The 23679-nt window shown below is 62.8% G+C and carries 21 protein-coding genes; 14 read left to right on the top strand and 7 right to left on the bottom strand.

Annotation, left to right across the window (positions count from 1 at the left end):
* The first annotated feature begins 23 nt into the window (after window positions 1-23).
* Together ACLBKR_RS21370 and ACLBKR_RS21365 are read left to right on the top strand one after the other, a co-directional pair.
* On the top strand, window positions 24-1058 hold the full coding sequence (locus ACLBKR_RS21370; RefSeq protein WP_113466253.1) for a LacI family DNA-binding transcriptional regulator: 1035 nt from the start codon (window positions 24-26) through the stop codon (window positions 1056-1058).
* Window positions 1059-1235: 177 nt separating this feature from the next.
* Window positions 1236-2336, top strand: coding sequence for a Fic family protein (locus ACLBKR_RS21365; protein ID WP_113426388.1), 1101 nt, complete (start codon window positions 1236-1238; stop codon window positions 2334-2336).
* A 24-nt stretch (window positions 2337-2360) separates the two neighbouring features.
* Here the strand turns inward: ACLBKR_RS21365 and cydX are convergent, their stop codons facing one another.
* The 6 genes from cydX to cydD form a co-directional block, all read right to left on the bottom strand.
* Window positions 2361-2480 (bottom strand): cytochrome bd-I oxidase subunit CydX, encoded by a 120-nt coding sequence (gene cydX, locus ACLBKR_RS21360; RefSeq protein WP_112829606.1) that lies wholly within the window; start codon window positions 2478-2480, stop codon window positions 2361-2363.
* Between the two features lie 15 nt (window positions 2481-2495).
* Complete coding sequence (gene cydB / locus ACLBKR_RS21355) at window positions 2496-3650, bottom strand: cytochrome d ubiquinol oxidase subunit II (RefSeq protein WP_113448097.1); 1155 nt, start codon at window positions 3648-3650, stop codon at window positions 2496-2498.
* A gap of 4 nt (window positions 3651-3654) precedes the next feature.
* The gene (locus ACLBKR_RS21350) at window positions 3655-5244 is read right to left on the bottom strand and encodes a cytochrome ubiquinol oxidase subunit I (RefSeq protein ID WP_113438729.1); all 1590 of its coding nucleotides are present in this window, start codon (window positions 5242-5244) and stop codon (window positions 3655-3657) included.
* A 77-nt stretch (window positions 5245-5321) separates the two neighbouring features.
* Window positions 5322-5699 (bottom strand): hypothetical protein, encoded by a 378-nt coding sequence (locus ACLBKR_RS21345; protein WP_112829603.1) that lies wholly within the window; start codon window positions 5697-5699, stop codon window positions 5322-5324.
* 84 nt (window positions 5700-5783) lie between these two features.
* Complete coding sequence (cydC, locus tag ACLBKR_RS21340; protein ID WP_414901929.1) at window positions 5784-7463, bottom strand: thiol reductant ABC exporter subunit CydC; 1680 nt, start codon at window positions 7461-7463, stop codon at window positions 5784-5786.
* Window positions 7460-9130 carry a thiol reductant ABC exporter subunit CydD gene (gene cydD / locus ACLBKR_RS21335; RefSeq protein ID WP_113439164.1) on the bottom strand — a complete coding sequence of 557 codons (1671 nt, stop codon included), beginning with the start codon at window positions 9128-9130 and terminating at the stop codon, window positions 7460-7462. Before cydD ends, cydC begins: the two co-directional genes overlap by 4 nt.
* 220 nt (window positions 9131-9350) lie before the next feature.
* Here cydD and ACLBKR_RS21330 point away from each other — a divergent pair, with 220 nt between their 5' ends.
* The 10 genes from ACLBKR_RS21330 (at window position 9351) to ACLBKR_RS21285 (ending at window position 19035) form a co-directional block, all read left to right on the top strand.
* Complete coding sequence (locus ACLBKR_RS21330; RefSeq protein WP_414902074.1) at window positions 9351-10799, top strand: aldehyde dehydrogenase family protein; 1449 nt, start codon at window positions 9351-9353, stop codon at window positions 10797-10799.
* Between the two features lie 323 nt (window positions 10800-11122).
* Window positions 11123-12382: an ABC transporter substrate-binding protein gene (locus tag ACLBKR_RS21325; RefSeq protein ID WP_414901926.1), complete on the top strand. Its 1260-nt coding sequence runs from the start codon at window positions 11123-11125 to the stop codon at window positions 12380-12382.
* 100 nt (window positions 12383-12482) lie between these two features.
* On the top strand, window positions 12483-13352 hold the full coding sequence (locus tag ACLBKR_RS21320) for a carbohydrate ABC transporter permease (protein ID WP_113486988.1): 870 nt from the start codon (window positions 12483-12485) through the stop codon (window positions 13350-13352).
* Window positions 13342-14151: a carbohydrate ABC transporter permease gene (locus ACLBKR_RS21315; protein WP_112829597.1), complete on the top strand. Its 810-nt coding sequence runs from the start codon at window positions 13342-13344 to the stop codon at window positions 14149-14151. The genes ACLBKR_RS21320 and ACLBKR_RS21315 overlap by 11 nt, the downstream gene beginning before the upstream one ends.
* 18 nt (window positions 14152-14169) lie before the next feature.
* Window positions 14170-14919: a glycerophosphodiester phosphodiesterase family protein gene (locus ACLBKR_RS21310; protein WP_113448092.1), complete on the top strand. Its 750-nt coding sequence runs from the start codon at window positions 14170-14172 to the stop codon at window positions 14917-14919.
* Complete coding sequence (locus tag ACLBKR_RS21305) at window positions 14916-15983, top strand: ATP-binding cassette domain-containing protein (RefSeq protein WP_113448091.1); 1068 nt, start codon at window positions 14916-14918, stop codon at window positions 15981-15983. Before ACLBKR_RS21310 ends, ACLBKR_RS21305 begins: the two co-directional genes overlap by 4 nt.
* Window positions 15984-16030: 47 nt before the next feature.
* Window positions 16031-16918: a MurR/RpiR family transcriptional regulator gene (locus tag ACLBKR_RS21300; RefSeq protein ID WP_113339908.1), complete on the top strand. Its 888-nt coding sequence runs from the start codon at window positions 16031-16033 to the stop codon at window positions 16916-16918.
* Window positions 16919-17004: 86 nt separating this feature from the next.
* A complete protein-coding gene (locus ACLBKR_RS21295; RefSeq protein ID WP_414901922.1) occupies window positions 17005-17538 on the top strand; it encodes a sigma-70 family RNA polymerase sigma factor in 534 nt (177 codons plus the stop codon).
* Window positions 17531-18301 carry an anti-sigma factor family protein gene (locus tag ACLBKR_RS21290; protein WP_113438737.1) on the top strand — a complete coding sequence of 257 codons (771 nt, stop codon included), beginning with the start codon at window positions 17531-17533 and terminating at the stop codon, window positions 18299-18301. The genes ACLBKR_RS21295 and ACLBKR_RS21290 overlap by 8 nt, the downstream gene beginning before the upstream one ends.
* 20 nt (window positions 18302-18321) lie before the next feature.
* Window positions 18322-19035 carry a Bax inhibitor-1/YccA family protein gene (locus ACLBKR_RS21285; RefSeq protein WP_112829591.1) on the top strand — a complete coding sequence of 238 codons (714 nt, stop codon included), beginning with the start codon at window positions 18322-18324 and terminating at the stop codon, window positions 19033-19035.
* A gap of 127 nt (window positions 19036-19162) precedes the next feature.
* On the opposite strand, the gene ACLBKR_RS21280 is transcribed toward ACLBKR_RS21285, so the two are convergent.
* Window positions 19163-19600, bottom strand: coding sequence for an Lrp/AsnC family transcriptional regulator (locus ACLBKR_RS21280; RefSeq protein WP_112829590.1), 438 nt, complete (start codon window positions 19598-19600; stop codon window positions 19163-19165).
* 156 nt (window positions 19601-19756) lie between these two features.
* On the opposite strand from ACLBKR_RS21280, the gene ACLBKR_RS21275 reads away from it, so the two are divergent.
* Entirely contained in the window at window positions 19757-20803 is a 1047-nt protein-coding gene (locus tag ACLBKR_RS21275; protein WP_414901919.1) for an ornithine cyclodeaminase, read from the top strand.
* 329 nt (window positions 20804-21132) lie between these two features.
* Window positions 21133-23661 carry a TIR domain-containing protein gene (locus ACLBKR_RS21270; RefSeq protein ID WP_414901917.1) on the top strand — a complete coding sequence of 843 codons (2529 nt, stop codon included), beginning with the start codon at window positions 21133-21135 and terminating at the stop codon, window positions 23659-23661.
* Window positions 23662-23679: the final 18 nt, after the last annotated feature.

Here is a 23679-nt window from a genome sequence, read left to right as displayed (position 1 = left end):
ACATCAGAGGGGGCCTCCGGAAAATGAAGGGAATCCGCGAGCTTGCGAAACATCTCGACATCTCGATCGGGACGGTGTCCCGCGCCTTGAACGGCAAGCCCGACGTGAACCCGCAGACGCGGCAGCGGGTGCTGGAGGCTGCGGCCTCGCTCGGTTACGTCGCCAACCAGTCGGGCCGGTCTCTGCGCAAGGGCGCGACCGGCGTCATCGGCTTCATGATGCAGACCGGCAGCGAAATCACCGGACAAGGCGATACCTTCTTCATGAGCGTCTTCGACGGCGTGCAGACCGTGCTTGCCCGTCACAAGCTCGACCTTGTCGCCCTTCTCTGTTCCTCGGAGGAAGATCCGGACGACTACCTGAAGCGCATCGTCGCCCGAGGCTTCGCCGACGGCCTGATCCTGTCCGCCACCCGGCGGCACGATCCGCGCATAGACCTTCTCGCCCGACGCAAGATCCCCTTCATCACGCTCGGCAGAAGCCTCACCGACGGCGGCCAGCCCTGGATCGACCTCGATTTCGAGGGCATGGCGCAGGCGTCCGTCGACCGGTTCGTTGCCCGCGGGCACCGGCGCATCGCGATCACCCGGCCGCATGACGACATCAACCTCGGTTATGTCTTCGTCGATGCATGCCGGCAGGCGCTGCGGCGCCACGGGCTCGACCTCGCCGACGAGCACGTGTTCCGCTCGACGCCGAACGAGGCCGGCGGCTACCAGATCGCCCGGCAGCTGATCGCCTGCACGCCCAGGCCGAGCGCGATCCTGCTGGTCAACGAGGCGATCGCCACCGGCCTTTACCGCGGGCTTCAGGAAGCCCGGCTCCTGCCGGGCCGCGACATTGCCGTGATCGGCCAGCAGAGCCCCCATTCCCACTTCCTCTCGCCCCGGCTGACGAGTTTCACCCTGTCGCTACGTGACCTCGGCATCGCGCTTGCCGAGACCCTGCTCGGCACCATGCCGGCCTATCGGGACATGTATCCGGAACAGCCGCACCGCCTGCTCTGGCCCATGACCCTGGTCGATGGGGAAAGCGACGGGGAGGCTCCGGCGGACTGAGCGGAACGGCCGGTCAGGGCAGGCGGCAACAAACACGGACATGGCCTCAGGTCCCCTGGCCGGACTGGTTTTCCATGCCGGCGGACGTCAGTCATTGCGGGCCGTGAGTTATAGACCCGTTTGCTATTGCTCACCGAAATAGGCTACTGTGAGTTATAGAAACGGACCCTATAACTCATGGCATGGAACTGGACCCAGGAATTCTGGCCATCCTTCACGTATGACGCGGCGGTGCTGGAACCGCTGGAGCGCCGCTTTCTGCTGTCGTCGGGCGAGGTGATCGGGGCTGTCCGCCATGTCGGCGAGGAGGAACGCACGCTGCTGCGCGTCGAGCTTCTGAGCGACGAGGCGGTGAAGACCTCCGAGATCGAGGGAGAAATGCTCGACAGGCTGAGCGTCCAGTCCTCCCTGCGCCGGCAGTTCGGCCTTGCAAGCGACGACCGGCCGGTCCGGCCGCAGGAGCGCGGCATCGCGGAAATGATGGTCGACGTCTATGACGGCTGGGCCGCGCCCCTCGATCATGAAACCCTGTTTCGCTGGCACGGCATGCTGATGACCGGCAACCGCCATATCGGCACGATCGGCGGATATCGCACCCATGAGGACGCGATGCAGATCGTCTCCGGCCGTCACGACAAGCCGACCGTCCATTTCGAAGCGCCGCCATCGGAACGGGTGCCGACCGAAATGCAGGCTTATGTCGACTGGTTCAACAGATCGGCGCCGGGGGGCGAAAGCCCCCTGCCCGCGCTGACCCGGGCGGGGATCGGCCACCTCTATTTCGAGAGCATCCACCCCTTCGAGGACGGAAACGGCCGGCTTGGCCGGGCGCTTGCCGAAAAATCGCTTTCGCAGAACATCGGCCAGCCCAGCCTGATTGCGCTTGCCTATACGATCGAGCGCAGCCGCAAGACCTATTACGACCAGCTCGAGCGGCACCAGCGCACGCTCGATATCACCGGATGGCTCGTCTATTTCGCCGAGACCATATTGGAATCGCAGCAGACGACCCTGAAGCGCGTCGCGTTCCATATCGGCAAGGCCCGCTTCTACGACCGCTTCCGGCAGCAGTTGAACGAACGGCAGGAGAAAGTCGTCGAGCGCATGTTCCGCGAGGGGCCGGCGGGTTTCAGGGGCGGGCTCAGCGCCGAAAACTATATCGCGATCACGCGAACCTCGCGCGCAACGGCGACGCGCGATCTCCACGACCTCGTGGAGAAAGGCATTTTGACGCGGACCGGCGAGCGCCGGCACACCCGCTATGCGCTCAACCTTTGAGCAAGCGGGCTGCCGGCGACAGGCCTACTTCGATTTTTTGGCGTCTTCCTTCTTTTGCGCGTCAATCAGCTCGTACCACATGGCGTTGAGCACGGCGAAGGCAGCGGCAAGCGGCAGGCCGAGTAGCCAGGAAAAATACCACATGACGGTTTCCTTTCCTCAATAGGCGTGGTTGGCGGGATCGTTGATGTCCTTCGCGTCGACCTTGCCCCACAGCACCCGGTAGACGAAGGAGGTGTAGGCGATGATGATCGGAACGAAGATGACGGCGCAGACCAGCATGATGAACAGCGTCATGTGGCTGGAGGAGGCGTCCCAGACCGTGAGGCTGGACCGCGGATCGACGCTCGACGGCAGGATGAAGGGGAACATCGACAGCCCGACCGTCGAGACGATGCCGAGGATCGACACCGAACTCATCAGCCACGGCGCCCCGTCCTTCTTCGCAGCGAAGGCGAGAAGCGAACCGAGCGCGCCGAGGAAGCCGAGCGCCGGCGCGGCCGTCATCCAGGGATGGGCGGCATAATTCTGGAACCAGACGCCGGACGCGACCTCGACCGTCTTGTAGAGCGGGTTCGAGGGGCCTGCCGGATCGATTGCCGACGTGAACCGATAGCCGTCGATCGCCGTCAGCCAGACACCGCCGACGGCGAAGAGCACGACAGTCAGGATGGCCGCGACCATGCCGATCCGACGGGCGCGGGCGTTGACGGCGCCGGAGGTCTTCAGCGTCAGCCAACCGGCGCCGTGCATGACGAGCATGGAAACCGACAGGATGCCGGCGAGCAGGCCATAGGGGTTGAGGAGCTCGAACAGCGTCGTGCCGTCATAAAAGATGCGCAGGTCGTCGGTGAGGTGGAACGGCACGCCCTGCAGGACATTGCCGACCGCGACCCCCATGACCAGCGCCGGCACGAGGCCGCCGACGAAGAGCGCCCAGTCCCAGGCGCTGCGCCATGTGGTGCTTTCGCGCTTCGAGCGGTACTTGAAGCCGACCGGGCGCAGGATGAGCGCAAAGAGGATCGCGAACATCGCCAGATAGAAGCCCGAGAAGGATACCGCATAGAGCGGCGGCCATGCGGCGAAGATCGCCCCGCCGCCGAGGATCAGCCAGACCTGGTTGCCTTCCCAGACCGGGCCGATGGTGTTGATGACGACGCGCCGTTCGGTGTCCTCCCGACCCACGAAGGGCAGGAGCGTGGCCACTCCGAGGTCGAAGCCGTCCATCACGGCAAAGCCGATGAGCAGGACGCCGAGAAGCAGCCACCAGATGACGCGGAGGATTTCGTAATCGATAAGCGTGTGCAGGATCATGGTCTTACTCCGCCGGTACGATGGTCTTCGAAATGAGTTCGGGTTCCGGATGTCCGGGGCGTTCGTCGTCCGGCTCCGGTCCCTTGCGGATCGCCTTCAGCATCAGCCCCATCTCGACGATAAAGAGGACGGTGTAGATCGCGGTAAAACCGGCGATGGTGAAGAGCAGCGTCGTCGCTCCGAGATTGGAGACGGCGGCGGCAGTCGGCAGCACGCCTTCGATGATCCACGGCTGGCGCCCCACCTCCGCGACGATCCAGCCCAGTTCCGCGGCGATCCACGGCAGCGGGATGGAGAAGACCGCGACCCTCAGCAACCACGGACGCTTCGTGTGGGTGTGACGGCTGCAGATGACGAAGAACACGGCCGTCAGCGCGATGAAATAGAAGCCGAGGGCGACCATGAAGCGGAAGGCCCAGAACAGGGTCGGCACGTTGGGGATGGTGTCGGTCGCCGCCCTGGCGATCTGCTCGTCGGTTGCCTGACGCGGATCGGCGACGTAACGCTTCAGGAGAAGCGCATAGCCGAGATCGAGGCCGTTATCCTCGAACCTTGCCTTGACGGCCGGGTCGATGGCCGTGGTGGTGCCGGCGGCGCGGATGGTCTGCAGCGCGTCATAGGCGACGATGCCCCGGCGGATGCGGGTTTCGGCGCTCCTGACGAGGCTGTCGATACCCGGGATTTCGGTGGTCAGCGAACGGGTGCCGATCAGGCCCATGACCCAGGGTATCTCCACCTTGTAATGGGTCTCGCGGGTCTCCTGGTCGGGAAAGCCGAAGGCGGTGAAGGCGGCCGGCGCAGGTTCCGTTTCCCACATCGCCTCGATGGCGGCGAGCTTCATCTTCTGGTGTTCGGAGGCTTCATAGCCGCTCTCGTCGCCGAGGACGACGACCGAAAGCGAGGCGGCGAGACCGAAGGAGGCCGCCACCGTCATCGAGCGTTTGGCAAGCTCGATCTCGCGGCCCTTCAGCAGGTACCAGGCCGAAACGCCGAGAACGAAGATGGAGGCCGTGACATAACCCGCCGAGACGGTGTGCACGAACTTCGCCTGGGCGACCGGATTAAACAGCACAAGGAAGAAGTCATTGACCTCCATGCGCATGGTTTGCGGATTGAAGGCCGAGCCGACCGGGTTCTGCATCCAGCCATTGGCGATCAGGATCCACAGCGCCGAGAAGTTGGAGCCGAGCGCCACGCACCAGGTCGCCGCGAGATGGCCGACCTTGGACATGCGATCCCAGCCGAAGAAGAACAGGCCGACGAAGGTCGCCTCCAGGAAGAAGGCCATGAGGCCCTCGATGGCAAGCGGCGCACCGAAGATGTCGCCGACATAGTGGCTGTAATAGCTCCAGTTCATGCCGAACTGGAATTCCATGACGATGCCGGTCGAAACGCCGAGCACGAAATTGATGCCGAACAGCGTGCCCCAGAACTTGGTCATCTGCCGCCAGACCGTTTTGCCGGTCATGACATAGACCGTTTCCATGATGGCCAGCAGGATCGACAACCCGAGGGTGAGAGGGACGAAGAGAAAGTGGTAGAGCGCCGTAAGGGCAAATTGCAGGCGCGAAAGCGCCACGATATCGAGTTCCATATCTCGATCTCCAGAAAAGAAAAACCGGGGTGTTTGCCCAAGGCCGCAGGCGGAGCGGCGTCGGGCGCTTTGGGACTTCAGGCCACCGGCGGCGCTCTCGGCGCGGCCTTCGAAATCAGCACGGGCGGCGCGTCGAAACGCGCCCGATCCGGTCGCAGGACCGTTTCATGCGGCATGGGCCGGTCGCCCGCTTCCTCCGCCGGCAGCGGCAGGACCATCGCCGCTGAAATGAGGCAGGCCTCGCAGGACCGGTTCAGAGAGTACCCGTCCTTGCCGATACCGCCCCTTGAGCCGGCGAGGCAGAGATCGGGAACAGTGCCGTCCGGAAGCGCAATGGCCGCCGCGACGATTTCCGTTGCCTGCACATCCGGAACCCGGTGAGCAAAGCCCACCGAGAAGAGCGCAATCGCGCACAGGATGCGCAGGAATTGCGATATGGAGCCGGAAGAACGCATGAGGTCTCTGAACCGCTGAAAGCAACGTCTGACAATTGCTTATTGTTATCTTGCGGCGCAGGCAATGCGACAAAATAACGTCGCTCAACGTTTGCGCAGTCTCGAAGCAACCTCGGCGAAAGCCGTCTCCCTACATTTGAAATTGCCACATAATTGACCTTTGTCAACAACAAGGATTCGGTCGGCAATTTCGACGTCCTGCGCGCTGTGGGTCGCGATCAGGACGGTGCGCCCTCCCCTTGCGGCGGCAAGGCGCGCCACGATGTCGCGGGCGGTTTCGGTATCCAGCGCCTCGGTCGGCTCATCGAGCAGAAGAAGGGGTACATCCGCCAGGAGAAGCCGGGCGAGCGACAGGCGCCGGCTCTCGCCGCCGGAAAGGCCCGAGCCTCCTTCGCCGAGCCAGGTTTCAAGCCCCTGCGGCAGGTTGCGGGCCGTCTCCGCCAGCCCTGCCGCATCGAGCGCCGCCCAGAGTTCCGCCTCCGTGGCGTCAGGCCTTGCCAGCCTGAGATTGCCGGCGAGCGTATCGGCGAAGAGTTCGACCCGCTGCGTGAGGAGAGTGGCAGGCAGCGCCGCGACACGGCCGGCCTCGGCGGTGATTTCACCCGCGATCAGGGCCATCAGGGTCGACTTTCCAGCCCCGCTCGGACCGGTCAGCGCCACGATCTCGCCGGCCGGGATTTCGAGCGACAGGCCCGAGAGCGCCGGCCGCCCTGCGCCGGGATGCCGCAGGACGAGGTTTTCGGCCAGAAGAGCGAACCCCGGCGGCGGCGGCGCGACGGCGATCTCCTGCGGGGTCTCTCCGAGGCGGGGCGCGATACGACGGGCGGCGGCAAGAATGCGTCCCGCCTCCAGCGCCCCGCGCTTCAGGGCAGTGAAGGGCTCGACGGCGGCAAGAGCCAGAAGCAGGGCGAAGGCGGCGACCGGCACGCCGATGACGCCCGCCTCGACCAGACAGGCGAGCGCCACGAGAAGACAGCCGCCAACAACGGGCGCCAGCGCCGCAAGGCCGAAGCCGGCAAGCGTCTCGATGCGGTTCAGCCGGTCGTCGGTCTCGGCCAGCCGGCTTTCCGCCGTCTCGACATTCTGCCTGGATGCCTCAAGGCGACCGGCCATCAGCAGATCCGTGGCGCCGGCGATCATGTCGATGACGCGGCCGCGCACGGCTTCCAGCGCGACGGCGCGATGACGGGCCGGCTTTTCAGCCTTCAACGCAGCGATGACCGCGATGCCGAAGCCCGCCACCGCAGGAAGCAGGCCAACCGCAAGCGCGATGCGGCCATCGACAAAGGCGAGCGAGAGGGCGGCAAACAGCGCCGAGGCAAGCGCCACGCCTGACGGTACGAGAAGCCGCAGGTAAAGCCCGTCGAGGGCATCGACATCCAGCGTCAGGCGGAAGAGGAGGCGTGCGGGGCGAAGCGCCAGTGCGCGTGCCGAGCGCGCCGTGGCAAAGGTCCGAAACAGCGTCTCGCGCATGCCGGCGAGCACCGAAAGCGTCGCGTCATGGGTGACGATGCGCTCGCCATACCGCGCCGCGGTGCGGAACAGCGCGAGAAAGCGGATGCCGGCCGAGGGCGCGAAGACATCGAAGGCGAGCGCGCTGGCGGCCGAAAGCCCCGCCAGGGCCGTCGCCGTGATGAACCAGCCCGACAAGGACAAAAGCGCGACACCGGCAATCGCCGTCAGGGCGGCAAGCAGAAGGCCGAGGGCAAGCGCCAGCCGCTTTTCCGCGAGGAACAGGCGAAGGACGAGCAGAACCGCCCTCATGTCCCGCCCTCCGCGACAAGCGTCACCGTCCGGTCCATGCGTGCGGCAAGCGCCGCATCATGGGTCACGACGATCAGTGTGCGTCCCTTCGCCAGATCGAGCAGGCTTTCCGTCACGAGGTCCGCCGTGGCGGCGTCGAGATGGGCCGTCGGCTCGTCGGCGAGGATCAGCCGCGCCTTTCGGTTTGCGGCGGCGCGGGCAATCGCAAGCCGCACGATCTCGCCACCGGAAAGACCCGTTCCGCCCTCGCCGAGCGGAGCGCGGCCGTGGCTTTCGGCGACATGGGACAGACGCCCGACCGCAAGCGCCCCGGCGACCGCATCGGCATCGACGTCAGGCCGTCCGAGCGACACGTTGGCGGCGATGGAACCCGAAAAGACATGGGCGGACTGCCCGATCCAGGCGATATCGCCCGCCTCGCGCGCCGCCGCCGGCAAGCGCCCGAAAACGGCGAGCTTTCCCGCCTGCGGAGCGGCAAGCCCCGCCAGCAGCGATAAAAGCGTGGATTTGCCGCTGCCGCTCGGCGCCATGATCGCGATCTTCTCGCCGGGCGCGATGGAGAGCGAGAAAGCCTGAAGCGTCGGGGCCTCGCGGCCCGGATGGGTATAGCGCAGACCTTCCGCCAGGAGCGCCGCCTCGCTGCCGTTTGCCGATCCTTCGGAGGGCGGCAGGGGCATGCCCTTGCCGGAAAGCGCGCCAAGCGCTTTTTGCGCCGCCTCGCCCGCCGCGCGGTCATGCCAGACGGAGGACAGTTCACGCAGCGGCTCGAAGAAGGCGGGCGCGATCATCAGCACGAACAGGCCTTCGGCCAGCGTCATTTTCGTCCCCCAGGTTCCGATCCCGATAAATCCCAGAAGATGAAAGCCGATATAGACGGCCGTCAGCGCCACGCCGAGGGCGGAAAAAAGCTCCAGCGTCGCAGACGTAAGGAAGGCGATCTTCAGGACCGCCATGGTGCGTCGCTTCAGGTCTTCCGCCTCGATGCGCAGCCGCTTGGCCGTCTCCGGGACGGCGCCGAGCGTGCGGATGGTGGCAAGGCCGCGCAGCCGGTCAATGAGGAAGGCGTTGATGTCGCCCATGCGGACAAGCTGCTGTTCGCTGGCCTTGCGGGCACGCATTCCGACGAGCGCCATGAAAAGTGGAATGACCGGTGCGGTGACAAGCAGCGCCAGCGCCGCGATCCATGAAAACGGGAGAACCGCGGCGGCGATGACGAAAGGCACGATCATCGCCTTCGTCCGGGCGGGCTGGTAACGGGAAAGCCATGGCGTCAACATTTCCGCCTGCTCGGCGATCACGCTTGCAGCCTGTCCGGACGAGGGGCGGCCGGTATCGACCGGCGAGCGCGCCGCAAGGGCTGCAAGCGCGCTCACGCGGCTGGCGGTGAGTTCGCGCCGGGCAGACTTGAAGGCAAGACGGCCGGACAAAGCCTCAAGCGCGGCGCGCAGCAACCCGAACAGGGCGAAGCAGACGGCGTTTTCCAGGATATCGCCCGCGCCCGCGCCATCGGCCAGACGCCCGATGGCCTGGGCCGCGAACCAGGCCTGCGGCAGCCAGCAGAGAGGCGCTGCAACGGCGAGCAGAACGGCCGCACGTCCCGGACCGGGGATCGCGCGTCCGCGACCCGAGCGCCCGCGGCGGCCAGGTTCCTGAGAGACATTCGGCAAAGTGGCGGTTTCCGTTGATCTTAATGATCGTTGTCAAGTGATATACGGAGAGGGCCCGCCGGTCGCAAGCGGCGAAATGTCGCCGACGGAGGCCGGGTCCCGGCCGGGCGGGCACGGGCCTCTCCGGTGACTTCACCCCGCAGGAAGGGCTGGCCGGGGCCGTTGCGGGACTGTAAGGATGTCCACCGACCTTTCCAACCCCACCAGTCAGGATGCCCCCATGCTGCAGAACAAGACACTGATCGAAAAGCTCAACTTCTATATCGACGGCGCGTGGGTCGCTCCGGCTGGCGGAACGCGGATCGAAGTCATCAACCCGGCGAACGAGGAAGCCTATGCCGTGATTTCCGGCGGCACCGCCGGCGACATCGACCGCGCCGTGGCCGCCGCCCGCCGCGCCTTCGAAGGCTGGAGCAGCACGAGCCGCGACGAACGGCTTGCCCATCTGGAAAAGCTAGTCACGATATACGAGCGCCGGATGGAGGAAATGGCCGAGGCGATTACCGCCGAAATGGGCGCGCCGATCAGGCTTTCGCGCGAATCCCAGGCGGTCTCCGGCGTCTCCCACCTGAAGGCGTTCATCCGTGCCTTCAAGGCCTATGAATGGGAATACCTGCCGGACGAAACCCGCCCCAACCAGCGGATCGTGCACGAGCCGATCGGCGTTTGCGGCCTCATCACGCCGTGGAACTGGCCGATGAACCAGATCGCGCTGAAGGTCATACCCGCGGTCGCCGTCGGCTGCACCGTCGTGCTCAAGCCTTCGGAAATCGCCCCGATGTCGGCGATGCTGTTTGCCGAGTTCATGGACGAGGCGGGCTTCCCCGCAGGCGTCTTCAACCTCGTCAACGGCGAGGGTCCCGTCGTCGGCGAGGCGCTTTCCAGCCATCCGGACGTCGACATGATGTCGTTCACCGGCTCGACCCGCGCAGGTGCCGCCGTCTCGCGCGCTTCTGCCGCCACGGTCAAGCACGTATCGCTCGAACTCGGCGGCAAGTCGCCGAACATCGTCTTCGCCGATGCCGACCTGCCGGCCGCCATCGAACGCGGCGTCAGGCATTGCTTCGAGAACACCGGGCAGTCCTGTAATGCGCCGACCCGCATGCTGGTCGAGCGTTCCGTCTATGACGCAGCCGTCGATCTTGCCGCCAGGGCCGGCGCACAGGTCGCCGTCGACGACCCGGCCAGGGACGGCGATCATATCGGCCCGCTGTCCTCCGGAGCCCAGTTCGAGAAGGTCCAGGGCATGATCGAAAAGGGCATCGCCGAAGGAGCGAAGCCGGTGCTTGGCGGGCTCGGCAGGCCGGAAGGCTTCAATCGCGGCTATTTCGTCCGCCCGACCATCTTCGCCGGCGTCGACAACGACATGGCGATCGCGCGCGAGGAGGTTTTCGGGCCGGTGCTGGTGATGATCCCCTTCGACACCGAGGAAGACGCGATCCGCATCGCCAACGACACGGTCTACGGCCTTGCCGCCTATATCCAGACGGGATCGCCGGAACGGGCGCAGCGCGTCGCCCGCAGGCTGCGCGCCGGCATGGTACAGATCAATGGCACCTCCCGCGCGCCGGGCATGCCCTTTGGCGGCTACAAGCAGTCCGGCATCGGCCGCGAAGGCGGCAAGTGGGGCCTGGAAGACTTCATGGAAGTCAAGCTGATCGCCGGCTGAAGGTTCGGCCCGAAGAAATAGACCCGAAGAACCCGCCCGAAGGCCGGTTCCTTCGCCACCGGCGGCCGCGCCGGTGGCTCGATGCAATTTACACCCGGGCTCTTCGCCTGCGGCAAAACCCCTCCCGCCCACCGGCCACCTCCCCCAGAGGGGATCAAGAACACCGCGCCGCAGCACCTTCCTTATGCGATTGCCGCGTCCCCAAGGCATCCTTCCTTCCTCTCCACGTCACGAAAACCTGGCTCCGGCTTCACGAAACTGTCGTGCAACGGGTCTAGAGGATGACGAGCGGGATGCAATTTCTTTTGCAAAGGAAAAGATTCATGTCACACAAATTGCACAAACTGGCCGGCGCCAGCCTGATCGCCCTTCTTGCCACGGTCGCCTCGGCTGAGGCCGCAACGGTGGTGAAGTTCTGGCACAGCTTCAACAAGGGCAATGGCGAAGCGCTGGACAAGATCATCGCCGGTTTCGAGGCGGCCAATCCGGACATCGACATTCAGGCCGAGTTCATCGGCAACTACAACGACATCGTCGCCAAGCTGCAGGCCGCCATTCCGGCCAAGCGCGCGCCCGATGCGGTCATTCTCGAGGTGACCCGCTACGGCCTTTTCGCCGACCGTGGCGTGCTGACCGACCTCACCCCCTATTTCGACGCCGATCCGCTGAAGGACGACCTTTACGACTACGCGCGCGAAGTCGGCGTCTACAAGGGCAAGAACTACATCGTGCCCTTCAACTCATCGACCCCGGTCCTTTACTACAACAGCGATATCTTCAAGCGCGCCGGCATCGAGGGCGAGCCTGCGCTGAAGACCTTCGACGACATCATGGCCGCGTCGAAGACGATCACCGAAAAGCTCGGTTCGGAAGGCGTCAGCGGCATCGCCGCGCCCGGCCAGTTCGCCCGCTGGGGCCTCGTCATGGCCAATGACAGCGAGCTGATGGACCCGAAGACCAACGAGGTGCTGCTGGACAGCCCGAACACCATCGAAGCCTATCAATGGATGGCCTCGCTGGTGCACAAGGAAAAGGTCTCCTCGCCGGATGGCGTGACCGAGGAAGACAACGGTCGCGACGCATTCCTCGCCGGCAAGGTGGGCATCATGCTGAATTCGACCGGCAATTACGGCGGCGCCAGGAAGGCGCTCGGCGACAAACTCGAAACGCGTCCGATGCCCTGCAACAAGACCTGTTCGGTGCCGATCGGCGGCGCCGGCATCGGCATTCTCTCGACCTCCGAGAAGGCGGTTCAGGACGCGGCCTACAAGTTCGTGAGCTACGCCGCATCGCCTGAGGCCAACGCCATCTGGTTTGCCGAAACCGGCTATCTGCCGATCAACAAGAAGAGCGCGGCCCTGCCGGTTGCCGTGGAAGCGCTCGCCACCCAGCCGGGCATCGACGTCGCCATCAAGCAGCTCGACTTCGCCCATGGCCGTTCGCGCGCGCCGGTCGTCACCTGGATGCGCACCACCGAATACAAGATGTGGGAAGCCATGGCCTTTGGCCAGCGCGACGCGACCGAGACCATGAAGGACTTCGCCGCCCAGACCCGCAAGGAAGCGGAACGCACCGGCGAATAAGCCTCTGCCGAAACAGCGGGACCGGTGGTCTGCCTTCGGGCGGCTGCCGGTCCTTCGTCCTGTCCTTGCCTACCTTCTCTTGTGCCTGATCCGGGGTCCCATGCTTCGCACCCTTACACCCTATCTGTTCGTCGGCCCGCTGATCGCCTTCATTGCGGTGTTCACCTATATCCCCATCGTGTCGAGCCTCAACCTGAGCTTCCGCCACTGGGATTTCCTGTCGCCGGACATGCCCTTCGTCGGGCTCGACAATTACCGCGCCCTTTTTGCCTCGCGCGATTTCTGGAACGCGCTGAAGGTGACTGCGCTGTTTGCAGTGCTCTCCGTGCCGCTGAGGCTCGCTCTGGCGCTCGCCATCGCCAGCTATCTGGTGCGCGAAACACTGCCCTCGCGGCTGCTGCGCGGCGCGCTGTTTTTGCCCTCGGTCACATCCACCGTCTCCATTGCCGTCGTCTTCTCCTGGGTGTTCGCCACCGATTACGGCATGGTCAACGCGCTGCTGGCAAAGCTCGGGCTGGGCAAGGTGCCCTGGCTGCAGGACCCGTCGCTGGCGCTCTGGGTGCTGATCGCGGTCAATACATGGAAACAGCTCGGCTACGACATCGTCATCTACATCGCCGGCCTGCAGGCCGTGCCGCAGGAGCTTTACGATGCCGCTGCCGTCGATGGCGGCCGCCGGTTCCACGTTTTCCGCCGGGTCACCGTGCCGCTGGTCATGCCGACTACCTATTTCCTGCTGGTCATCTCGGTGATCGAGGCCTTCCAGGTCTTCACCATCGTCAACGTCATGACCCACGGCGGACCGGCGGGCGCGACCGACATGCTGGTCAACATGCTCTACCGCGTCGGTTTCGTGCTGTTCGATATCGGCCAGGGCTCGGCGCTCGCCGTGCTGCTCTTCGTCCTTCTCATCGTGCTGGCGCTGGTCAAGTCCTTCGTCGTCGGCAGGAAGGTGCATTATGAAGCCTGAAAACCGCCTCCTCACCCTGCTTGCGCTGGCTGCCGGGACGATTTTCCTCGTGCCGGTGCTCTATTCGATCTGGATGTCGTTCCAGACGGCGCACGCCTATTACACCGGCACGGTGGAGTTCACGCTCGGCAATTACGCCCGCGCGGTCGGGCAATACAATTTCGCCCGTTATCTCATGAACAGCATCCTCGTCTCCGGGCTGGTGACGATCATCGGGCTGACCGTCGCCACCATGGCCGCCTTCGCCTTCGCCCGCTACGAGTTTCGCGGCGGCAACCTGCTGTTCGGCGCAACCGTCGCGACGCTGATGATTCCGAGCCATATCAGCCTCATTCCCAACTACCTGACGCTCGCCAAAGCGGGACTGCTCGACACCTATGCCGGGCTGATCCTGCCGGCGATCTCCAATGGTTTCGCCGCCTTCTTCCTGCGGCAATACATCAAGGGCATTCCGAGGGCGCTGGACGAAGCCGCCTACATGGACGGCGCCACACCTTTGCAGGTGCTCTGGCGGATCATCGTGCCGATCTCGAAGCCCGCCATCTTCTCGATGGGGCTCTATATCTTCCTCACCGAATGGAACAACTACATCTGGCCGCTGGTCGCCGTCGGCAAGGAAGACCTCTTCACGCTACAGATCGGCCTGGCTCGGCTCTACCGCACCAATCCCGGCGAAGGCCTGATCGACTGGCCGCTGGTCATGGCCGCATCGACCATCACCATCCTGCCGGTGCTCCTGGGCTTCCTGCTGGTCGAGCGGCATCTGGTGCGCGGCATTACCATGGGCGCGGTCAAGTAATTCAACATGGAACAGAAAATGACACATATCGCATCCCATCGCGGCGGCACGCTCGAATTCGGCGACAGCACGCCCCGCGGCTTTTCGGCAACCGCGATCATGGCGCTGGAGGAAGTGGAATTCGATGTCCACCCGACCGCCGACGGCGCCATCATCGTGCATCACGACGCCACGCTCGACGCCACCACGGACCGCACCGGCGCAATCGCCGGCCTGACTGTGTCAGAGGTCCGCGCCGCCACCATCAATTACGGCGAGGGCGGCCATCCGCTCACGCTCGAGGAACTCTGCATCATTTTCTCGAAAAGCCGCGTCGATTTCCGCTGCGAAATCAAGCCGGGCGCCGATGGCCGCCCCTACCGCGATTTCGTGCCGCGCGTGGTCGAGACCCTTGCCAGCAACGGCATGCTGGAACGCACCACCTTCTCCTCCTTCCTGATCGAGGCGCTGGACGAGATCGCGGCGGCGACGGACCGGCCCAGGCTCTGGCTGGTCAGCCCGCCGGTGCTCCGCCAGCTCGGAACGTCCGCCGTGATCGAGCTTGCCCGCGCCCATGAGATCCCGGAGATCGGCGTCCATATCGACACGGCCGACACAGGGCTGATGGCCGAAATCGGGGCCGCCGGCCTCGATTTCGGCTGCTGGGCCGCACACACCGCGCCGCAGATCGAAAAGGCGCTTTCGCTCGGCGTCAAGGTTTTCACCACCGACCGACCGAGCCTCGCCATCGCCATTCGCAACGAGAAAAACCGGGAGACAAACCGATGAGAGGCATTTCCCTTCGTTCCATCCGGAAGTCCTATGCCGGCGGGCCGCAGATCCTCCACGGCGTTTCGATGGACATCCGCCCCGGCGAATTCGTCGTCATCGTCGGCCCCTCGGGCTGCGGCAAGTCCACGCTGCTGCGGCTCATCGCCGGGCTGGAGCGCATCGACGAGGGCGAGATCGAAATCGGCGGCAGGCGGGCGAACGATCTGGCGCCGCAGGATCGCGACATCGCCATGATCTTCCAGAACTACGCGCTCTATCCGCACATGACGGTGCGCCAGAACATCGCCTTCGGGCTCGAACTGCGCGGCATGCCGAAGGCGGAGCGCAATGCGCGGGCCGAAAGCGTGGCGAAGACGCTGCAGCTCGAAGCCTATCTCGACCGCAAGCCCGGCGCGCTCTCCGGCGGCCAGCGGCAGCGCGTGGCGATGGGCCGCGCCATGGCCCGCAACACCTCGACCTTCCTGATGGACGAACCGCTGTCGAACCTCGACAATGCGCTGCGCGTCGCCATGCGCACCGAGATCAAGGAATTGCACCGGGCGCTCGGAGCGACCATCGTCTACGTCACGCACGACCAGACGGAGGCTCTCTCGCTCGCCGACCGCATCGCGGTGATGAAGGGCGGCCATCTCCAGCAGTTCGATACGCCCGAGGCGATCTACGACCGTCCCGCCAACCGCTTCGTCGCCGGTTTCCTCGGCGCGCCGGCGATGAACTTCCTGCCGGCGGCCAAGATCCCCGGCTGGCGGGGCCGGCAGGACATCACCATCGGCTTTCGCCCCGAACATATCGCGGTCCGGTCGGAGGAACCCGCGGGACCGGCGCTTCCCGTCCGCCTTCTCCTCTCCGAGATGACCGGCTCCGACATCATCCTGCATTGCGACAGCGAGGCCGGCCGCCTGACGCTGACCTGCCCGCGCGACACGATGCCGCAGAATACCGAGAAGCTTTGGGCGGTCTGCGATTTCGGCCGGGCGCTCTATTTCGACGACAGGAGCGAAGATCGCATCGAGCTTGCGCCGGACGAAACGCCCGCGCATGCTGCCGGAATCGGATATTGAACCCGGACACCCCGGAAACGTCAGGGCTGACAAACAGACGGGAAGCAATGGACAGACAAAGTGAAGTTCCGCAGGCGCTCGGCGACCTCATCAACCGCAATTCGACCCGGCTGACGGAGGCCGACACCCGATTGCTGGACGTCCTGATGCAGGACCCGGTCCGAGCGGCGATGGACAACGGCAAGGAGGTCTCCTCCCGCGCCGGGGTGCATCCGGCATCGGCCGTGCGGCTCGCCCGCCGCCTGGGATTCAAGGGCTATCCCGAGTTCCGCAGCTTTCTCCAGGCCAATCTGCTGGAGGGCGGCGGCGATTTCGACAATCCCGCAGCGCGCATTGCCGCCCGGCTGGTGCGGGCGGAAGACGGCGGCGTGCTGTCTTCCGTGCTGGACAGCGAGATCGCCGCGCTGGAGCGCCTCCGCAACACGGTTTCCGACGCCGATATCAGGGCCTTCTCCGAATGCCTGCGCAAGAGCCGCCGCATCTTCCTGTTCGGCCAGGGGCATTTCTCGTCGCTTTCCGCGCTGGTCTCCCTTCGCCTCAACCGTTCGGGCTATGAGACCGTCGATCTCGCGGCCCGGATGAACCAGCTTCCCGAAACGCTGAACACGCTTGCCGCGGGCGACGTCGTCTGGCTGCTCGCCTTCCGCAAGGTCTCTCCCCTCATCCAGGAAATGCGTGCGATCGCCCGGCAAAGGGGCGCGGAAGTCCTGATGCTCACCGATGTCCTGAACGCCCGCCTCGATCCGGCCCCCGATCACCAGATCCTCGTTTCGCGCGGCAAGGCCGGGGATTCACAGTCGCTGGTGGTGCCGATGACGATCGCCAACGCGGTGATCCTCGATCTGGCCGCCATCGACGACGGCCGCTCTCTCCGGTCGCTCGCCGGCTTCAAATCCTTCCGGGAGGATTGCGGCCTGTCGCGGGCACTGGTCTAGACGGGCGTTCGAGGCTCATACGGCCGGGCCTTGAAAAAATCTCGGACCGGCTGGAATAAAAACCGGGCCAGTCCGTATACAGGGGTATGGACAGCAACAAGAGATCGTTCGACGTGATCGGCCAGCTCGCCTCCCTGAGGCGGTATGCGCGCTCGCTCACGCGCAATTCCGGCGATGCCGAAGATCTCGTGCACGATGCGCTGGTGCGCGCCTATGAGCGCCGCGCCACCTTCAGGCCCGGCTCCAACCTGCGCAACTGGCTGCTCTCCATCGTCCACAACGCCCATGTCGACCGCCTGCGCTCGTCGATCAGCCGCAGGCGGCACGAGAGCGAGGACAGGGACGCGCTGGGCGAGCCGCCGTCCTTTCCCGCACAGCAGGAACACGCCGTCAGGCTTCGGCAGGTGCGCGAGGCCTTCATGACGCTACCCGAAGAACAGCGGGAGGCGCTGCATCTCGTCGCCATCGAAGAGCTTTCCTATCAGGAAGCCGCCGATACGCTCGGCATTCCCGTGGGCACCCTGATGTCGCGCGTGTCGCGCGCCCGCGCCGCATTACGGTCCTTCGAGGACGGCAGACAACCCAACCATCTGAGACTTGTAGGAGGCGGAAATGAGTGACGAGACCCCCGTTCTCGACAGCGATCTCGACGCCTATATCGACAACCAGCTCGATGCCGCAGGCCGTCTGCGGGTCGAGATGTGGCTTGCACGGCATCCCGAAACCGCCGCCCGCGTGATGGAGGATATCGGCCTCCAGACGACGCTTCGCCTGGCGCTTGCGGAGGCCGCGCCTTTCGCCAGACCCGAGACGCGCGAGGCGGCGAGAAGGCTCGCCTCCGGCCTTGCCGGTCAGCGCATGTGGCAGGCGGTGCGGCGCGTCGCGGCGGTCGCCGGCCTATTCGCCGCCGGCTGGTTTGCCAATGCCACCGTCCATCCCTTCGGCGCCAGGGAGGTGGTCGCCTCGGTGCATCCGCCATCCTTCGTCGAACAGGCCGTGCAGGCCCACCAGACCTCGCTCGTGCGCGAAACCATGCCCTCCCAGCCCGAGACCCGCCTGCTCGACCGCAGCGATATCCGGGCGGCCACGGCGATCGGGCTTCCCGAGCTTCCGGGAGACTGGACGGTGACCGACGTGCAGGTCTTCCCCTCGCCCTTCGGCCCAAGCGTCGAAATGGGGATCAAGACGCCGCAAAGCGGTCGCCTGTCGCTCTTTGCGGTCAGGCCCGGCTATTTCGCCGTCGAGCCGGTCACCCATCTGGCGCTGTCGAATGCGACGGTCGCCTGGTGGCAGATCGGCGAGGTCGCCTATGCCATCGTTTCCAGCACGCCCGACGCCGGTCTCGACGACAAGGCCGGGCGCCTCATGAAATCCCTTCACTGATCCACAACGGAGATCACGATATGTACCCCAACCAGAATCGCTTCGGCGGCCTCAGCCAGACATCGGCCGCCGCCTTCGACGAGGGCCTGCGCCAGCACATGCTGCGCGTCTACAACTACATGGGCCTCGGCCTCGTGCTGACGGGCATCGTCGCATTCGTCGTCGGCTCGACGCCGGCGCTCTACGTGCCGATCTTCTCCACGCCGCTGAAGTGGGTGGTGATGCTGGCGCCGCTCGCCTTCGTCTTCTTCTTCTCGTTCCGCATCCACTCGATGTCGGCCTCGACCGCGCAACTGACCTTCTGGGCCTTCTGCGCCGTGATGGGCCTGTCGCTCGCTTCGGTCTTCCTCGTGTTCACCGGCGCCAGCATCGCCCGCACCTTCTTCATCGCCGCCACCATGTTCGGCGCGACCAGCCTCTACGGCTATGTCACCAAGCGTGACCTGTCGCAGTTCGGCTCCTTCCTCATCATGGGCCTGATCGGCGTGATGATCGCCTCGATCGTCAACATCTTCCTCGGCTCGACTGCCCTGCAATTCGCCATCTCGGTGATCGGCATCGCCGTCTTCGTCGGCCTCACCGCCTGGGACACGCAGAACATCAAGGAACAGTATGCCGAGAACTTCGACCAGGAATCGCAGCAGAAGCTTGCCGTCTTCGGCGCGCTGTCGCTCTACCTGAACTTCGTCAACATCTTCCAGCTGCTCCTGAACTTCACCGGCGAACGCGAATAGGGCCGGCAGCAAACCCATACGGAACATGAGGATGGCGGCAAGCCCACGACGGCCTGCCGCCATCGTCGCAAAGAGAGCCCACAAGCCGCTTCCAGCCGAAGACGGGCCCGTCCGGTCCGGGACGGTCTCACACGGAACTGAGCAGCAGGCTCGTCTCGCTGTTCGAGACACCGTCGATCATGCGCACCTCGCGCAGCACCCGGTCGAAATCGGAAAGACTGCCGGCGCGGATATTGGCGATCAGGTCCCAGTTGCCGTTGGTGGTGTGCAGCGAGGAAATCTCGGGGATGCCGTGCAGCTTGCGGATGACCTGGGTCGTCGACTTGCCGATCACCTCGATCATCATCACCGCATGCACCGAGCGGTCGTCGTAATCCTCCCGCACCCGGACGGTGAAGCCGAGCAGCGTGCCCGTCTCCGTCAGCCGGTCCAGCCGGTTCTGCACCGTGCCGCGGGCCACGCCGAGCGCATCGGAAAGCTTGGCGAGCGAGGCGCGGCCGTCGATGCGCAGATGGGCGATGATGCGGCGGTCGAGTTCGTCGGGGATGTATTTGGCGACGCTCATGGGTTCGCTCCCGGCTTTATGGATGGCTTTTTGGCAATATTGACAATTCTGCTATACAATTTGCTCATATTTCTGGCAAAAACAACATGGTTTTGCGATTTCGGTTAGCGGAGGCATCTTGCTAACCTGGGCTTTGACCAAGCCAAGGAACCGTCCATGCCGCAATCGCCCTCCGAAAAGGCTCTCATTCCCTTCGTCAGCGTCGAGAACATGATGCGCCTCGTCCATCACGTCGGCATCGAGACGATGCTTGTCGAGCTGACGGATGTGATCGAGGAGGATTTCCGCCGTTGGGAGAGTTTCGACAAGACGCCGCGCATCGCCTCCCATTCGCGCGAAGGGGTGATCGAGCTGATGCCGACTTCCGACGGCGTCCTCTACGGCTTCAAATATGTCAACGGCCATCCGAGCAACAAGGTGGAAGGGTTGCAGACGGTGACCGCCTTCGGCCTGCTGGCGAAGGTTTCGACCGGCTATCCGGTGCTCCTGACCGAAATGACCCTGCTGACCGCGCTTCGCACCGCCGCGACCTCGGCCATGGCCGCCCGCCACCTTGCCCCGAAGGGGGCGAAGGTCATGACGATGATCGGAAACGGGGCGCAGGCCGAATTCCAGGCGCTGGCGATGAAGGTCGTGCTCGGCATCGAGGAGGTCAGGCTCTACGACATCGACCGCCGGGCGACCGAAAAGACGGTCCGCAATCTCGAAGGGTCCGGCCTGCGCGTCACCGCCTGCACCTCAGCGCAGTCGGCCATCGAGGGCGCTGCGATCATCACCACCTGCACCGCCGACAAGCAGTTCGCCACCATTCTGACCGACAACATGGTCGGCGCCGGCGTGCATATCAACGCCATCGGCGGCGACTGCCCCGGCAAGACGGAACTGCACCGTGACATTCTTCTCCGCGCCGACACCTTCGTCGAATATCCGCCGCAGACCCGCATCGAGGGCGAGATCCAGCAGATGGCGCCGGATTATCCGGTGACCGAACTCTGGCGCGTGGTGCGCGGCGAGGCCGAGGGACGGCGCGACGCCGGCCAGATCACCCTTTTCGACTCGGTCGGCTTCGCCACCGAGGATTTCTCCGCCCTCCGCTATGTCCGCGAAAAGCTCAAGGGCACGGATTTCTATCAGGAAATCGACATCATCGCCGACCCCGACGACCCGCGCGATCTGTTCGGGATGTTGCAGCGGGCGAGGTGAGGGCCCCCGCATGGGGAATGGGGCTCCGGGCGCGTTTGCGGTCTGCATTCTGCCGTAAGCGGAATGTCCGGTTTAAGTGATAGCGAGGCCTCAGCGGACATTTCTGAAGTGTCGCAACTTGCTGAAATGAGCATAACCGATTTCCATTTGCCGTATTGCTCAAGCATGTCGCGCCAGAGGCAGCCAACCTGCGGGGTGTGGGCACTCCGTTTCTGACTGCTCGCCTCGTGTCAGAATTGTCCCCGCTACATGACAACCGTGAACCATACCCTACACATATCGGGAAACCCACTTTATCGACCTAGCCTAATGAATTGCCTTGTTGAAGTATGCCGCGGGCAGATGATACACCTTACGGTAGCTTTGTATTGCATGGAGGGGCGTTCATAATGCATTGTTTTCTTTCCCACAGTAGCGCCGACAAGAGGGGGTATGTATCAATCCTCGCCGAGAAATTCGGAGACCGCGCGATCTACGACGCTTATACGTTTGAGGCGGGAATGAAGACCATCGATGAGATAATGAAAAATCTCAATCGGACCGATCTTTTCGTCCTTTTGATCTCGGACTCAGCATTGAACTCCGAGTGGGTTAAGACGGAGATCGTCAACAGCAAACGTCTCCTCGACTCGGGAAAGCTGAAACAAGTCCTGCCGCTGATAATAGATCGCAAGATTACATATCGAGACGAACGAATCCCGGATTGGCTTCGCGAAAACTACAACTTACGTGTGGTTCCACGTCCAAATGCCGCTTTTCGCATCATCAACGCGGCATTTAGCAAGTTGTCGATCGATAGCAACCCAAAGTCCCTCCGGGCAAGACGTCTCTTCGTTGGGCGAAATGACCAACTCAAAGATTTCGAAGCGCGAATGGACGACTATGAAAAGCCTCTTCCTTGCGCCGTAGTAGCGTCTGGTTTGCGGGAGATCGGCAGGAAGAAATTTCTTCTCGAAGCACTAAGGAAATCTAACAAGATTGACGATTACCATCAACCCATAGTCATTCCCGTTCGCTACGAGGACGGTATAGACGGATTTCTGAGCAAGGTACTCGACCTCGGATTCTCGGGAGAATTTGATGCAAGTATTGATCTTGCGGCACTCGATCTGGAAGAAAAAATCAACATTCTGGTCAAGTTAGCAATCGAACTCGGGCAGCAAAATGAAGTGCTACTTATTGATGACTGGCGTTGCATCGTCCAATTCGGCGGGACATACGCAGACTGGTTTGTAGAACTGTGCGATAAGCTCCCTCAAAATCGGATTTATTTCTGCATCGCGTCCGGAACAAGTCCTCATGCGGCAACCTATAGAAATAAAGATCGACTCTACCACCTCAGAGTCCCCGAACTTAGTGACACGGAACGTTTGGGCCTGCTGGTTCGATACCTTAGAGACGTGGAAGGAGTCGCCGATGTAAATACATCTGAACTGTATTTCTTTCGGAACATCTTGAACGGATACCCTGAGCAAGCGATCTACGCTGGGGAGATTATCCGAGACGAGGGGATACATAGCGCAACGGCTCGATCGAATGAGATCGTCGATTTTGCACGATTGAAGGCCAGCTTATACGTAGAGGGATATCGAGACGACGCTGCAAAATTCGAAATGTTGACATTCCTGAGTTGGTTCGAGTTCGTTTCATTGGACTTCATCTCAAGGTTGAGTGAAGAAATGTCGATCGATCTACTTCCAACAATAAATGAGTTTATCGAACATGGTATTTGCCAGGGAATTGGAACGCTTGGAGAATACGTCCGTTTGAACGACGTTATACGCGACTACGTTGCGCGAGGAAGCGTAAGTATTCCGGAGAGTTATTCGAAGGCAATTGCGTCAGTGTCCAAAGCGCTGTTCAACTCTGAGGAAACTGCCGACAACTTCGACTACTCCGAGAAAGCAGTCGCTATTCGAATGGCACTCCTCGAAGGGCGGCCAGTGCCTGAACGACTGCTCATCCCCGCGCACTTTTTGAACGCTATTTCTCAGAACTATAAGAATAAGAAATACAGCGATGTTATCGATCTAGCAGAACGAGTTTTGAATAAAAGCAATTACGAGGATTATATCAGAAATCAAATAACTCACTATTACTGTATGGCTCTTGCCAGAAGAAGGGACGTGAGATTTCTTTCGGAAGTGCAAAAAATACGGGGCAAGGAACATGATTATGTTCTAGGCTTTTACTATAGAAAAATGGGACGTTACGATGATGCTATTCCGCGGTTTGAGTCGGCCATGGGGGAGCACAGATGGGAGGAAAACTCCAAGCGCGAGCTTGTGCTGATATATAATATTACCGAGAATTATGACCAAGCCTTCAGTCTGGCTAAGGATAGTTATCATGATTTTCCATCTAACCCTATAAGTGTCCAAGCGTATTTTGAGGTATTGTTAAATAAGTACAAGATCTCTTCGGGTGGAGAAACCCTATTAATTTCTGAGATGAGGGATACTCTTCAATCTATTGCTCGAATCTCGAGCGAGAAGGGACAGGAGGTCGAGGCATGCATGAAGGCTAGATACGAGTACTACGTAAAAGGTGATGACGCTACAGCTATGAGCATCATCAATGATGCCATCGAACTTTTCAAAGGTTCACCCTATCCGCTCTTGGCTAAGATGGAGCTTGGTGCCTCGATGAGGTCGGCGGACATGATCAAAGAAGCTATTCTTCTGTTCGATTCTCGGAAGTTCGATGAACAAGCTAATGAACGAAAGAAGGCGGAGTTGTTCCAACTGGCTTTAGGTGGTCAAATCGATAAAGCTGTCGGAATGGTGGAGAGAGAATTACGCTCGATTCACCCGGCGGCACGGGAGCGATTCAGGCAACGCCTAGAAGTGCTCCGGTGACTTGTTGCGACCTAGGTT

The sequence above is a fragment of the Paenirhizobium cremeum genome (assembly GCF_047553425.1).
In the GTDB taxonomy this organism is placed as follows: Bacteria; Pseudomonadota; Alphaproteobacteria; order Rhizobiales; family Rhizobiaceae; genus Allorhizobium; species Allorhizobium cremeum.
This window is presented reverse-complemented; position numbering and strand designations above follow the sequence as displayed.

Coding starts and splice junctions, on each gene's coding strand:
- ACLBKR_RS21370 (WP_113466253.1), top strand. CDS start 24: ATGAAGGGAATCCGCGAGCTTGCGAAACATCTCGACATCTCGATCGGG.
- ACLBKR_RS21365 (WP_113426388.1), top strand. CDS start 1,236: ATGGCATGGAACTGGACCCAGGAATTCTGGCCATCCTTCACGTATGAC.
- cydX (WP_112829606.1), bottom strand. CDS start 2,480: ATGTGGTATTTTTCCTGGCTACTCGGCCTGCCGCTTGCCGCTGCCTTC.
- cydB (WP_113448097.1), bottom strand. CDS start 3,650: ATGATCCTGCACACGCTTATCGATTACGAAATCCTCCGCGTCATCTGG.
- ACLBKR_RS21350 (WP_113438729.1), bottom strand. CDS start 5,244: ATGGAACTCGATATCGTGGCGCTTTCGCGCCTGCAATTTGCCCTTACG.
- ACLBKR_RS21345 (WP_112829603.1), bottom strand. CDS start 5,699: ATGCGTTCTTCCGGCTCCATATCGCAATTCCTGCGCATCCTGTGCGCG.
- cydC (WP_414901929.1), bottom strand. CDS start 7,463: ATGAGGGCGGTTCTGCTCGTCCTTCGCCTGTTCCTCGCGGAAAAGCGG.
- ACLBKR_RS21330 (WP_414902074.1), top strand. CDS start 9,351: ATGCTGCAGAACAAGACACTGATCGAAAAGCTCAACTTCTATATCGAC.
- ACLBKR_RS21325 (WP_414901926.1), top strand. CDS start 11,123: ATGTCACACAAATTGCACAAACTGGCCGGCGCCAGCCTGATCGCCCTT.
- ACLBKR_RS21320 (WP_113486988.1), top strand. CDS start 12,483: ATGCTTCGCACCCTTACACCCTATCTGTTCGTCGGCCCGCTGATCGCC.
- ACLBKR_RS21315 (WP_112829597.1), top strand. CDS start 13,342: ATGAAGCCTGAAAACCGCCTCCTCACCCTGCTTGCGCTGGCTGCCGGG.
- ACLBKR_RS21310 (WP_113448092.1), top strand. CDS start 14,170: ATGACACATATCGCATCCCATCGCGGCGGCACGCTCGAATTCGGCGAC.
- ACLBKR_RS21305 (WP_113448091.1), top strand. CDS start 14,916: ATGAGAGGCATTTCCCTTCGTTCCATCCGGAAGTCCTATGCCGGCGGG.
- ACLBKR_RS21300 (WP_113339908.1), top strand. CDS start 16,031: ATGGACAGACAAAGTGAAGTTCCGCAGGCGCTCGGCGACCTCATCAAC.
- ACLBKR_RS21295 (WP_414901922.1), top strand. CDS start 17,005: ATGGACAGCAACAAGAGATCGTTCGACGTGATCGGCCAGCTCGCCTCC.
- ACLBKR_RS21290 (WP_113438737.1), top strand. CDS start 17,531: ATGAGTGACGAGACCCCCGTTCTCGACAGCGATCTCGACGCCTATATC.
- ACLBKR_RS21285 (WP_112829591.1), top strand. CDS start 18,322: ATGTACCCCAACCAGAATCGCTTCGGCGGCCTCAGCCAGACATCGGCC.
- ACLBKR_RS21280 (WP_112829590.1), bottom strand. CDS start 19,600: ATGAGCGTCGCCAAATACATCCCCGACGAACTCGACCGCCGCATCATC.
- ACLBKR_RS21275 (WP_414901919.1), top strand. CDS start 19,757: ATGCCGCAATCGCCCTCCGAAAAGGCTCTCATTCCCTTCGTCAGCGTC.
- ACLBKR_RS21270 (WP_414901917.1), top strand. CDS start 21,133: ATGCCGCGGGCAGATGATACACCTTACGGTAGCTTTGTATTGCATGGA.